This is a genomic window from Colwellia sp. MB3u-8, from assembly GCF_014076985.1.
In the GTDB taxonomy this organism is placed as follows: domain Bacteria; phylum Pseudomonadota; class Gammaproteobacteria; order Enterobacterales; family Alteromonadaceae; genus Cognaticolwellia.
The window spans coordinates 128,207-140,775 of the sequence record NZ_JACGVA010000030.1 but is presented as its reverse complement, the minus strand read 5'-3'; the positions used below and the strand labels follow the sequence as shown (position 1 = coordinate 140,775).

The window sequence follows — 12,569 nt, the reverse complement described above, 5'->3', positions numbered from 1 at the left end:
TTTGTTACTTTTTCCCAATCGTAAAACGCTAGAGTGCATAATTAAATGACAAATAGCGGATGTTTGCTGGGTATAGCGTGTAAATATTAACGACGGAAAAAGCACAGTGCAGCAGTTAAAAATAATTTCAGCGCTCTTTTTTCTCTACTTATCGAACGATGTTTATTGAGCTATTTCTATAGAGTCATGACAACGTAAAGTTGTCATGACTTAGCATTAAGATAAATTTTCTAATTCAATGTTAACCGCTTCTATTATGGCTTCAGGATTCTCTAAGTAAAGGTTATGATTTAACAATACCAAACTATCATTACATGCCAATAACATCGCTGGAATAGCTTGTGTGCCTATAATTTCCTGCACCTCTGTAATGTCATAAATAGCAAATTCAGCATCTTTGGTTAACTTGTTAGATTGCAGGCACTTTGCTGGTGGTGACAGTTTGAGCTCGTCAATTATTTCACTAACGCTTTCTTGGTCAGTCAATTCATTACCCAAAACAAAATGTGCATGCTGCAATTTCGTCAACAATTCAAAGGCAGACTTTGCTGATTTATTTTGCACCCAGGCCATTAAGTTAGCGGCTAAAGTCGAGTCTTTTGTGTAATTGAGTGTATCAAGGTAGTTAGCACCAAACACGACTTGACTAAATTCGCCTACATCAGCAAGGGTAGTGGCTGATACTTTGTTGTCGCCATCGTAATAACCTATGTGCATAGCTCTAAGCGTAATGTTTGGAAAAGCACTTAACACTTTTTCAACTAATACTGCAGAGGCATAGCTCCAAGGACAATGACTATCATAAATATAAAAAAGTTCTGCATTTGTTGTGTTCAATGACATGAGTTAACGAGCCTGATAAAAAAGAGGCTTAATTTTAACTTGCTGGTATTAAAGATCCTAGCCCTTAGTAAAATAAAATATGATTAAGCTTAATTTCAAGTTAAAAACTAGTTAATTGCTCTTGAATATGTTATAAAGTGCGCCGTTAAATTGTTTGTCTGAGTCTTCGATGATGCTTGTCTATATCTTTGCTGAATCTTTCGAATATATTTAGCACTAAAAAGGGTATTGAAAAAATTCAGTACATTAAAACTAAACTCACATACATCTAGCAAAGATATACCGGGGTGCTCAGCGAATTTACAATAAGTAAAGCGCAATAAGGGTCGTGTATATTGGATGTATGAACGCTTAACCCCACAAAGGAAAAAACATGCCAAACGTTTCTATGCGCGATATGCTTAAAGCAGGTGTTCATTTCGGTCACAAAACCCGTTATTGGAACCCAAAAATGAAATCATACATTTTTGGTGCTCGTGATAAAGTTCATATCATCAACCTTGAACAAACTGTACCAATGTTCAACGAAGCTCTTGCTGTATTAAGCAATGTTTCTTCGAAGAAAGGTAAAGTTTTATTTGTTGGTACTAAACGCGCAGCAAGCGATGCTATAAAAGATGCAGCGATAAAATGTGATCAATTTTACGTAAATCACCGTTGGTTAGGTGGTATGTTGACTAACTGGAAAACAGTACGTCAATCAATCAAACGTTTAAAAGATCTTGAAGCTCAAAGCTCTGACGGTACATTTGAAGCACTTACTAAAAAAGAAGCTTTAATGCGTACTCGTGAAATGGAAAAACTTGAGAAAAGCCTTGGTGGTATCAAAAACATGGGTGGTTTACCTGATGTTTTATTTATTATTGATGCGGATCATGAGCACATTTCTATTAAAGAAGCTAACAACTTAGGCATTCCAGTAATTTCTGTTGTTGATACAAACTCAAATCCAGATGGCGTTGACTACATCGTTCCAGGTAACGATGATGCGATTCGCGCTGTGACCTTATACTTAGATTCTGCAGCTAACGCTGTACTTTCAGGTCGCGAGCAAAACATCGCAGTACAAGCTGAAAAAGACGGTTTTGTTGAAACTGAATAAATTCAGTTTTAAGTAACGTTTTATGCTGTTATTACCACAACAATTTTGATTGTTGTGGTAATTACTGAACACTTTTTATATTGAGGAAAATTTCATGACAATTACTGCTGCACAAGTTAAAGAATTACGTCAACGCACAGCTGCGGGGATGATGGATTGTAAAAAAGCTTTACAAGAAGCTAACGGCGATATGGAACTTGCGATTGAAAATATGCGTAAGTCTGGCCAAGCGAAAGCGGCTAAAAAAGCGGGTAATATCGCTGCTGAAGGTACAATCTTAATTAAAACTGAAGCTGGCCTTGCTGCTTTAGTTGAAATTAACTGCCAAACTGATTTCGTAGCAAAAGATAATAACTTTCTAGCTTTTGCTAATGAAGTTGCTGATGCCGCTCTTGCTGCTAGAGCAAGTATCGAAGAGTTACAAGCTCAATTCGAAGAGAAGCGCATTACGCTAGTGACAAAAATTGGTGAAAACATCAATGTTCGTCGCGTAGAATACATTGAAGGTACTACATTAGCGACATACAGCCACGGCGCTACTATCGGTGTTGTTGTTGCTGGTGAAGGTGATGCAGAAGCACTTAAGCACATCGCTATGCACGTTGCTGCAAGCAAGCCTGATTACATCAATCCTGAAGATGTTCCTGCTAATGTTGTTGAAAAAGAAAAAGCGATTCAATTAGATATTTTAAAAATTGAAAATGACAAGCTTGAAGACAACAAGAAAAAGCCTGTAGAATTGCTTGAAAAAATAATTATTGGTCGTATGAAAAAATTCACTGGTGAAGTATCTTTAACCGGTCAACCTTTCATTATGGAACCTAAGAAAACTGTCGGCGTTATCTTAAAAGAGAAAGGCATTTCAGTTGCTAACTTTGTTCGTTTAGAAGTTGGTGAAGGCATTGAGAAGAAACAAGAAGATTTCGCTGCTGAAGTTGAAGCACAAATCGCTGCGGCTAAAGCTTAATTCACCTTAGTGAATTGATATGAGTTAAAGCATATTTCTTGAAAAAGCGCCGATTGGCGCTTTTTTTATGACAAAGTTTTGCAGCAAATGCAGGCTAGCATAAGTCAGCTACTTTCGATGATGTACATTTATCGTTCGAATATTGTACTATTTTATCAGTGAAAAACGATAAATAGCTTCTAGGGTAGACTTTTTTCATATTTGACTTTCGAACCGTGGCTAAACGTATTAAAATAATCGCGGTCGATCAGACCTAGTCTATTAATTTAAAATTCTTAAGGAATGTTTATTACATGAGCATCAACCCCAAACCAATGTATCGTCGAATTCTTTTAAAACTTAGTGGTGAAGCCCTAATGGGCGAAGAAGGTTTTGGCATAGATCCGAAAGTATTGGATCGCATGGCGCAAGAAATAAAAGAATTAATCGAAATGGGCATTCAGGTTGGCTTAGTTATTGGCGGTGGTAATCTGTTTCGTGGTAAAGGCCTGGCTGAAGCCGGTATGAATCGTGTTGTGGGTGACCAAATGGGCATGTTGGCAACCGTGATGAATGGCTTAGCCATGCGTGATGCTTTACATCGTGCTTTTGTTAATACGCGTTTAATGTCAGCAATCGATTTAGCCGGTGTTTGTGACCGCTATAATTGGGCTGAAGCTATTAGCTTATTAAAATCTGGCCGTGTGGTTATTTTTAGTGCTGGCACAGGCAACCCGTTTTTTACCACTGATTCAGCCGCTTGTTTACGTGGTATTGAAATTGAAGCTGATGTGGTGTTAAAAGCGACCAAAGTTGACGGCATTTACTCAGAAGATCCAGTGGCCAATCCAGATGCAACTTTATACAGCCATTTAAACTATCAAGACGTTTTAGAAAAAGAATTACAAGTGATGGATTTAGCTGCTTTTACGCTAGCGCGTGATCATAGTATGACGCTACGTGTTTTTAACATGAATAAACCTGGCGCATTAAAGTCTGTCATTATGGGTGGTGATGAAGGTACAACGATAGATCACGGCAAAAATTTAAATTAATTAGTGCAGGAATAAAATAGTGATAAACGAAATAAAACAAGACGCTCAAGAAAGAATGGCGAAAAGTATCGAGTCATTAAAAATTAGTTTGAACAAAATACGTACTGGGCGAGCACATCGCTCATTACTCGATAATATTGTTGTCTCATATTACGGTATGGATACACCGCTTAACCAAGTGGGTAATATCGCTGTACCAGACGCACGTACTCTAGCTATTACCGTATTTGACAAAGGTATGATTGGTGCGGTTGAAAAAGCCATTTTAAAGTCTGATTTAGGGCTTAACCCGTCATCACAAGGTACGTTAATTCGTATCCCTTTACCGGCGCTAACCGAGGAGCGACGTAAAGACTTAGTTAAAGTCGTTCGTGCTGAGGCCGAAGGTGGTAAAGTTGCGATCCGTAATATCCGTCGTGATGCAAATACTGACATTAAATCATTGAATAAAGAAAAAGAAGTCAGTGAAGACGAAATGCATCAAGCGGAAGATGACGTACAAAAAATTACTGACACGTTTATTAAACAAGTTGATGATATTTTGACCGTTAAAGAGAAGGAATTAATGGAAATTTAAAGTTTTCATTGCTTAATCCATAACGCCGTAGATAATGACTACGGCGTTTTTGCATAGACCAATTTAACACTCAGCGTTAATCTTACTGTGGAGAGTATGTGAGTAAAACAGACAACCCAATTAATCCCTTGCTAGCAGTAGAGGCAAAAATACCTCAGCATATTGCTATTATTATGGATGGTAATGGCCGTTGGGCACAGTTAAGAGGGAAAAAACGTGCAGCAGGGCATAAATCTGGTGTTGACTCAGTAAGATCTTCAGTCGCTACGGCAGCAAAAAATGGTGTTAAAGCCTTGACCTTATTTGCCTTTAGTAGCGAAAACTGGCAACGCCCCGAAAGTGAAGTTGGCGTTTTGATGGATCTGTTTATGTTTGTTTTAACCCGAGAAGTTAAACGCTTGCATAAAAATGGTATTAAATTTAATGTTATCGGTGACTTGAGTAAGTTTTCTAGCAAATTGCAGAAAATGATCAAAGACTCTGAAGCTTTAACAGCGGAAAATACCGGTATGGTATTATCCATTGCCGCTAACTATGGCGGACGTTGGGATATCACTCACGCAGCAAAAAAATTGGCAGAAAAAGTAGCACGTCAAGAAATTACCGCTGATGAGATTACCGAAGCCGCACTTCACGAACAAACAAGTTTGGCGCAGTTACCTGAATTAGATTTATTGATCAGAACAGGTGGCGATTATCGCATAAGTAATTTTTTGCTTTGGCAAGCAGCCTATGCAGAGTTATATTTTACCGATGTGTTATGGCCAGACTTCAATGAAAAAGAGTTTATAAAAGCGATTACTGTGTTTGACCAACGAGAACGACGTTTTGGTCAAACGGGTGAACAAGTAACTAATAAAAACTAAAAATACTTAATAGCAATTTGATGATTCAAGTAATCTACTTTTTAAAGAGGAAAAATGGATAAATACCAGGCATAAAATTTAGTCAGTAATTATTCTACTGATAAGTTTTATAACGCCGTAGTTTTTCATTTTAACCCTTAAAAATTAACCGATAATTAATCAAGTTGCGATAACACAATTTAAGGAATATCGTTTGTTAAAACAACGCATTATAACTGCATTAATACTCGCACCCGCTGCGATTTGGGCGATTTTTTATTTATCTCTAATTAACTTTGCAGCAGTAATGCTAGTTGTTATGGCTATTGGTGCTTGGGAATGGGGACCCTTAATGGGTTTTGCTAACAAGCGTCGCCGATTAGCTTTTGTCGGTATCACCAGTATTTTAATAGCAACCTTATGGCATTTTTTACCGCTTGAGCAATTGTGGCATGCGCCAAAGCTTTTGCTTGAGCAAGCCAATATAGTGCTGTGGTTAGCTGTTGCTTGGTGGTTGTTGTCTGCAGGCTTAACCTTTTTATACCCACGCTATAGCACATTTTGGTCAAGTCATCGCTCCGTGCGCGGAATTTTTGGCTGTTTAACCTTAATTCCTACCTGGTTGGCTTTTATGGTACTTAGAAGTAGCGATTACCAAGTCGACAGTTACCATGGCGCGCAATTGTTGATGTTTCTGCTTCTCATGGTGTGGAGTGCTGACGTTGGTGCTTACTTTGTTGGCAAGTCTATTGGCAAGCGTAAACTGTTACCCAATGTCAGCCCAGGTAAAACTTTAGAAGGTTTTTTAGGGGGGGTTATTTTTGCCTGTGTTATGGTGGCAGTTGCCGGTTATATTATTGATTGGTCTATAGCGCAATATCGCGTCGTAATACCCGTAACGATTTTAATTACCACTATTTCTGTCTTGGGTGATTTAAATGAAAGTATGTTTAAACGTCAAGCGGGTGTAAAAGACAGCGGTACCATATTGCCCGGGCACGGTGGGGTACTTGACCGTATTGACAGTTTAACCGCAACAGCACCTATTTATGCGTTATGTTACGTATATTTGGGGTGGTAGCATAAATGCAAAAATTGTGTATTCTCGGCTCTACCGGATCCATTGGCAAAAGCACCTTAGATGTTGTGCGATTGCATCCTGAAAAATTTGATATTGTGAGTTTGTCGGCTTATTCAAGCGTTGATGATATGTTTAATCAATGCCTAGAGTTTCAGCCTAATAAAGTCGTTATGGTCTCTGAAATACATGCCGAACTGCTTGTTAAAAAATTGACTGTTGCAAAACTTGCTACCATTGAGGTGACCTCAGGTACTCATGCGCTTGAAATCATCGCGCAAGACCCTGTTACTGATACCGTCATGGCTGCCATTGTCGGTGCTTCCGGCTTATTGCCGACACTAGCGGCAGTAAAAGCCGGTAAAAAAGTGTTGCTCGCTAATAAGGAAGCTTTAGTGACTTCTGGCGCCATATTTATTGAGGCCGTAAAAGAGTTTGGCGCCCAGCTTTTGCCGATTGATAGCGAACACAATGCAATATTTCAGTGTTTACCGTTAAGGGCACAACAACAGCCAGGTTATTGTGACCTAGCTGATAACGGGGTGAGTAAAGTCTTATTAACGGGTTCAGGTGGGCCGTTTAGAACCTGGGAGAATCATGAATTAGAACATGTGACTCCCGCACAGGCTTGTGCACATCCTAATTGGGATATGGGCCGTAAAATATCGGTTGATTCAGCTACTATGATGAATAAAGGCCTAGAGTTTATTGAGGCTAAATGGCTGTTTAATATTGACCCTGATGATATTCAAGTTGTGCTGCATCCGCAAAGTACTATTCACTCTATGGTGCAATATAAAGATGGCTCTGTTATTGCTCAAATGGGTAATCCTGATATGCGAACACCGATTGCGCATGCGTTAAGTTTTCCACAACGCATTGAATCTGGTGTCGCACCCTTTGATTTTTTCGCCGCAAAATCATTAGAATTTCAAGCAGTCGACTTGGTTAAGTACCCGAATTTAAAGTTAGCCATTGATGCCTGTAAAAGTGGCCAAGGTGCATGTACGGCACTGAATGCTGCCAATGAAATTGCCGTTGATGCTTTTTTAAACGAAAAAATTAAATTTACTGATATTGCGAAAATAAATGAAACTTCTGTCAATAAATTTGTCTCAGAAAGGGTAACTTCAATCGAAGATGTTGTTGCTTTGGATAAAAATGTTAGAATTTTCGCACAATCACTGATAACTCAAGCCAAGCATTAGCGTAATAAAAGAGTAGTAGCATGATAGAGTTTATATGGAATCTTGTGTCTTTTGTCGTTGCACTGGGTATTTTAATTACCGTTCATGAATACGGTCATTTCTGGGTCGCACGTAAAAACGGTGTGCAAGTAGACCGCTTTTCTATCGGTTTTGGTAAAGCCATTTGGCGTAAAGTCGATCGTCACGGTACTGAGTTTGTTATCGCCATGATACCACTGGGCGGATACGTTAAAATGCTCGATAGTCGAGTCGATGACGTAAGCGAAGCACAAATAAGTCGCACCTTTAATGCCAAGTCAGTATATCAACGCATTGCCATTATTGCCGCTGGGCCTTTTGCTAATTTTGGCTTTGCTATTGTCGCTTTCTATTTAATGTTTTTAATTGGTGTGCCTAGCGTAAAACCCATTATTGGTGAGGTGACGGCGGGTTCAATTGCTAGTCAAGCTAATTTACCGAAAAATAGTGAAATAATCGCTATTTCAGGGCAGGAAACCTTAGACTGGCAAGCGGTTAATTTGGCGTTAGTCAGTGCAATAGGCGACAACAATATTATCTTTACGGTAAAGACCGCGGATAGAACATCAAGTCAAGACTTTAACTTAAATACCAAAAACTGGACATTTGCTCCGGAAAAAGAATCCTCGATAGCCAGCTTAGGTTTTGTGCCATATCGGGCAAATGTGCAAGCAAAGTTAGCTGTTGTTGCAGCAGGTAGCCCAGCAGCAAAAGCAGGATTAGTCGTGGGTGATGAATTACTTTCGATTGCGGATGAAAACATTAATGGTCAGTGGCAGAAGTTTTCTGATCAAATTAAACTCTATCCAGACAAAAACATTCCGGTTAGGGTATTACGAGATGGTAAAGAATTAACGCTTAACGTTCAACCTGAGGCAAAAATGCAGCAAGGTAAGGTGATTGGTTATTTAGGTGTACAGCCGATATCGGATCCCTATCCCAAAGAATATTTATTTGAACAAGCTTATGGTCCAATATCTGCACTTGAACAAAGTGTGGTAAAAACATGGAATTTAGTAACATTAAGTTTTGATATGATTGGTAAGTTAATTACCGGTGACGTATCAGTTAAAAATTTAAGTGGCCCAATATCAATTGCACAAGGTGCAGGTAATAGCGCTAGTTATGGCTTTGTCTACTTTCTGGGCTTTTTAGCGCTTATTAGTATCAACCTTGGCATAATTAATCTTTTACCTTTACCTGTTTTAGATGGAGGACATTTGTTTTATTATTTTATTGAGCTTTTAACGGGGAAACCCGTGCCAGAAAAAATACAAGAAATAGGTTTTAAATTTGGTACTATAGCGCTACTAAGCTTAATGAGTATCGCCATATTTAACGATTTATCGCGATTATAACTAAAAGAAGTATATAAAGTTAATATTTTATGATTATTAAAAAACTTGCCCTGGCGGTATTATTAGGTAGTTTGGGAACATCAGTGCAAGCGGCTGACGATTTTCAAGTAGAAGATATTCAAGTTAAAGGCCTTCAGCGTGTTGCGCTAGGAGCGGCCTTAACTCATATCCCATTCAATGTCGGTGATAACTTAAACGAGTTTCGGGTATCACAATCAATTAAGGCACTTTATAAGTCTGGCCACTTCAGTGACGTTGTGGTCTCAAGAGATGCTAATACTGTTATTTATCGGGTCCGAGAAAGAGCAACGATTAGTGCTATTACTTTTGATGGTAATAAAGATCTCAAAGAAGAGCAATTAACTCAAAGCCTCGACGGCAGTGATATTCGTGTTGGTGAAACACTAGATATGACCGTTATCTCAGGTCTTGAAGTCGGTTTGGAAGATTTTTATCACAGTGTGGGTAAATACAACGCTGATGTTAAAGCCAATGTCACTCACTTACCACGTAACCGGGTTAACATCGACTTTGTTTTTAAAGAAGGTGATGCTGCAGCGATAGAGCAAATCAATATTGTGGGTAATGAAAAGTTTTCAGATGCCGAGTTACTCGAGCGAATTGAATTAACTTATGATTCACCTTGGTGGGACTTTATGGCGCAAGATCGCTATCAAAAGCAAACCTTGCAAGGTGATATGGAAACCATTAAAAGCTACTACCTCGACCGAGGTTACTTGCAATATAAAGTTGATTCAACGCAAGTATCAATGACACCGAATAAAGAAGCGGTATACATCACGCTTAATGTTACTGAGGGCGAGATTTATACCGTTAGTGAAGTTGACTTTATTGGTGATATGGCCGGCTTTGGCAAAACTATTCGTGCCATTACCCCGATTAAAACGGAAGAACTTTATAATGGTGCGCTGGTGACTTACTCAGAAGAGTTAGTCAGCAAGTTTTTAGGCCGCTATGGTTATGCCTATCCCAAAGTGGTCACTATTCCTGAAATTGATGAAGAAAACAAAACCGTAAAACTGGTATTGTCTATTGATCCAGGTAAACGAGTTTATGTTAATCGCATTAACTTTAAAGGCAATAATGTCACCTCTGAAAACGTTTTACGCCGTGAAATGCGTCAAATGGAAGGAGCTTGGTTATCTAACAACCTAGTTGAAGGCTCAAAAGCTTGGTTACAACGTTTGCCTTATATGGAGACGGTTGAATTTCAAACTAATCAATTACCTGGTGAAGACGACCTCGTTGATATTGACTTTGAAGTGAAAGAACAACCATCGGGTTCATTTACCGCCGGTATCGGTTATGGCTCAACGACACAGTTAAGTTTAAACGCGGGTATCCAGCAAAATAACTTTTTAGGTACGGGTAATCGCTTAGGTTTTAGTATTAATACCTCAAGCTACTCAAAAAGTGCCAATGTTTCTTACACCGACCCTTATTTTACGGTTGACGGTGTTTCGTTAGGCGGCAATCTTTTCTATCAAGAGTTTGACGCCGGTAATGCCAACTTAGTTGAGTATAATAATAAAACTTACGGTGCAGGTATCACCTTAGGGTTTCCTATTAACGAGTATGTGCGCTTAAATTTTGGTGCAGGTTATAAGAATAATGGTATTACGCGCTTAGAATCTTACGAACAAATTCAGAAGTTTTATGAATTATATTCAGATCCTGATGATCCTGATGGTGGTTTAAATTTTGAGAACTTTGATCTTAATGCCGCCATATCACGTTCAACGCTGAATCGCGGAACATTTCCTACTGCCGGCTCGCAACAAAGTCTGTCTTATAAGATGACCACGCCTAACTCAGACGTGAATTATTTTAAAATTAACTTAGATACTAAATGGTATTTTCCGTTAAGCCAAGACCAACGCTGGACTGTTTTAGCTAAGTTTCAGCTCGGTTATGGTAATGGTTATGGTTCGGTCGAAGGCAACGACCAAGTGCTACCATTTTGGGAAAACTTTAGAGCGGGTGGCTCTGGCACTTTAAGAGGCTTTGAATCAAATATTGTCGGACCACGTGCCATATATCGCCGACCAACCTCAATTCCAGGGACACCTGATTCAGTTGGCTCTGATGGTGGTTGTTGTTTAGGTCCTGATCACGATTTCATTCAAACCTCTAGACGTTCTGTTGGTGGTAATGCTATTGCTATTGCAGGTCTTGAACTGATTGTACCAACGCCATTTTTAGATGAAGGCTTTAGCAACAGTGTTCGCACAAGTATATTTATTGATGCCGGTAATGTTTGGGATACAGAATTTGATCTAGACAGCTATAAGGACTTAAATAGCATTGAGCGTGAAAAAATTGATGACTACTCAGATGCAGGTCGCTATCGAGCGTCGGCAGGGTTATCTGTACAGTGGTTATCACCCATGGGGCCAATGATTTTTAGTTTTGCTAAAACGTTGAAAGAAATTGAAAGCGATGATACCGAATTCTTTAGCTTTAATATCGGCCAAACGTTTTAAGTTTTGCTTAAATAAAGGCGGCTAATTGACATAATTGAGCTTCCTTTAAATAAATAGGCTTGAACCAAATTAACTGAGGCGGTATAACTACCGCATAACAAAATTAAATACAAATATTGAACAATATTTTAGGAGTAAAAATTGAAAAATTTGATTAAAACTATCGCTATGGCTACTGCAGCATCAGGGTTTTTATTAGCAAGTTCAGCTATGGCAGCAGAGCAAAAAATTGGTGTAGTTAACTTTCAAGAAGTTATGGGTAAAATTCCACAAACTGCAGCAATAATGAAAAGTCTAGGCGAAGAGTTTAAAGACGAACAAGCTGCGTTATCACAACTTGAGTCAGAGATTAAATACCTTCAAGAAAAGCGTAAGCGCGATAGTTCTGTGATGAGTGCTAAAGATATTGCAGATCTAGAAGCTAAAATTGGTACGCTTTATCAAGATTATCAAGCGAAAGGCAAAGCATTTCAGGAAAAAACTGGTGCACGTAAAAACGAAGAAACTAATAAAATCATCGCATTAGTTCGCCAAGCAATAGACAATATTGCTGCAAAAGGTGATTATGATTTAGTACTTGAGCAAAGTGCCGTAGTTTACTCAAAACCAGACTCTGCCATCACAGCAGAAGTGGTTAAGCAAGTGAGTGTACTGAAGTAATAATTTATTGTCAGGCAGTTTGAATAAAAGCTAATACAGTTTTTTATTCTTTGCTTTCTCGCTTATTTAATATTCCGAATCAAGTTGATTCGGAATATTGCGTTTAGCCCTAAGATGGCTAGCACTTTTCTTTCAGTCGAAATGGATTAAATCATTGACTAGATTCAATGAGACATGTTCAATATGGATTAAATAATTGACTAGATTCAATGAGACATGTTCAACACGGATAATTGCTATCGACATGACAATTTCTAGCTATCTTGATAATTGCTGCTATATACGCTGATGACTTACACCTATGTAAGCACATGGCTTCCACGGCATAAGGCAATACTTTTACGTCGATGTAAGCCAATAGAACAAGGTCGCAGC

Annotated in this window: 11 protein-coding genes; 10 read left to right on the top strand and 1 reads right to left on the bottom strand. The window is 38.7% G+C overall.

What is annotated here, in order from left to right:
• Positions 1-216 precede the first annotated feature (216 nt).
• Positions 217-843: a hypothetical protein gene (locus H4J54_RS00805; protein ID WP_182188933.1), complete on the bottom strand. Its 627-nt coding sequence runs from the start codon at positions 841-843 to the stop codon at positions 217-219.
• 373 nt (positions 844-1,216) lie between these two features.
• Between H4J54_RS00805 and rpsB the strand changes: the two genes are divergently transcribed.
• The 10 genes from rpsB to H4J54_RS00755 all read left to right on the top strand — a co-directional run bounded on the left by rpsB (position 1,217) and on the right by H4J54_RS00755 (position 12,194).
• Positions 1,217-1,945, top strand: coding sequence for a 30S ribosomal protein S2 (gene rpsB, locus H4J54_RS00800; RefSeq protein ID WP_081153010.1), 729 nt, complete (start codon positions 1,217-1,219; stop codon positions 1,943-1,945).
• Positions 1,946-2,039: 94 nt separating this feature from the next.
• Positions 2,040-2,912: a translation elongation factor Ts gene (gene tsf / locus H4J54_RS00795; RefSeq protein ID WP_182188932.1), complete on the top strand. Its 873-nt coding sequence runs from the start codon at positions 2,040-2,042 to the stop codon at positions 2,910-2,912.
• Positions 2,913-3,205: 293 nt separating this feature from the next.
• Complete coding sequence (pyrH, locus tag H4J54_RS00790; protein WP_182188931.1) at positions 3,206-3,946, top strand: UMP kinase; 741 nt, start codon at positions 3,206-3,208, stop codon at positions 3,944-3,946.
• Positions 3,947-3,965: 19 nt separating this feature from the next.
• Positions 3,966-4,523, top strand: coding sequence for a ribosome recycling factor (frr, locus tag H4J54_RS00785; RefSeq protein WP_182188930.1), 558 nt, complete (start codon positions 3,966-3,968; stop codon positions 4,521-4,523).
• A gap of 98 nt (positions 4,524-4,621) precedes the next feature.
• Complete coding sequence (locus tag H4J54_RS00780; protein WP_310650089.1) at positions 4,622-5,389, top strand: isoprenyl transferase; 768 nt, start codon at positions 4,622-4,624, stop codon at positions 5,387-5,389.
• 193 nt (positions 5,390-5,582) lie between these two features.
• Entirely contained in the window at positions 5,583-6,449 is an 867-nt protein-coding gene (locus H4J54_RS00775; RefSeq protein WP_182188929.1) for a phosphatidate cytidylyltransferase, read from the top strand.
• 5 nt (positions 6,450-6,454) lie between these two features.
• A complete protein-coding gene (gene ispC, locus H4J54_RS00770; RefSeq protein WP_182188928.1) occupies positions 6,455-7,654 on the top strand; it encodes a 1-deoxy-D-xylulose-5-phosphate reductoisomerase in 1,200 nt (399 codons plus the stop codon).
• A 20-nt stretch (positions 7,655-7,674) separates the two neighbouring features.
• A complete protein-coding gene (rseP, locus tag H4J54_RS00765; RefSeq protein ID WP_182188927.1) occupies positions 7,675-9,030 on the top strand; it encodes a sigma E protease regulator RseP in 1,356 nt (451 codons plus the stop codon).
• Positions 9,031-9,059: 29 nt separating this feature from the next.
• Positions 9,060-11,534 carry an outer membrane protein assembly factor BamA gene (bamA, locus tag H4J54_RS00760; RefSeq protein WP_182188926.1) on the top strand — a complete coding sequence of 825 codons (2,475 nt, stop codon included), beginning with the start codon at positions 9,060-9,062 and terminating at the stop codon, positions 11,532-11,534.
• A gap of 141 nt (positions 11,535-11,675) precedes the next feature.
• Positions 11,676-12,194 (top strand): OmpH family outer membrane protein, encoded by a 519-nt coding sequence (locus H4J54_RS00755; RefSeq protein WP_182188925.1) that lies wholly within the window; start codon positions 11,676-11,678, stop codon positions 12,192-12,194.
• Positions 12,195-12,569 lie beyond the last annotated feature (375 nt).